This is a genomic window from Desertibacillus haloalkaliphilus (assembly GCF_019039105.1).
GTDB classification, from domain to species: Bacteria; Bacillota; Bacilli; order Bacillales; family KJ1-10-99; genus Desertibacillus; species Desertibacillus haloalkaliphilus.
In genome coordinates, this window is the sequence record NZ_JAHPIV010000401.1 from 1 (window position 1) to 364 (window position 364).

General features: G+C 53.0%; 1 protein-coding gene. It reads right to left on the reverse strand.

Going from position 1 to position 364, the window contains the following annotated elements; translation table 11 throughout:
* The coding region (locus KH400_RS30160; RefSeq protein ID WP_217228436.1) for a hypothetical protein at positions 1–364 on the reverse strand (364 nt) is incomplete at both ends.

Genomic DNA, 364 nt, shown 5'->3' on the forward strand with positions numbered 1-364 from the left:
TCCCTTTCCCTTTCCCCTTCTTTCCCCTCTTTCCTTCCTCTTCCCCCTTCTTTCTCCTTTCCCCTCCCCCTTCTCCTCCTTCCCTTCCCTCTCTCCCTTTCTTCCTCCCTTTTCTTTTCCCCCTCCTCCCTTCCCCCCCCTTTCTCTTCCCTTTTCTTTCCTTTCCTCCTCTTCCTCCTTTTCTTCCTTTCTCTTTCTCTTTTCTTTTCTTCCCTCCTCCTCCCTTTCTTCCTTTCCTCCTTTCCTCCCCTTTTCCTCTCCCCTTCCCTTTCTTCCCTCCCCCTTTTCTCCCCTTCTTTCTTTCCCCCTTTCTCTCTTTTTCCCCTCCTTCCCCCTCTCCCCCTCTTCCCCCCCTCCTCTCCTT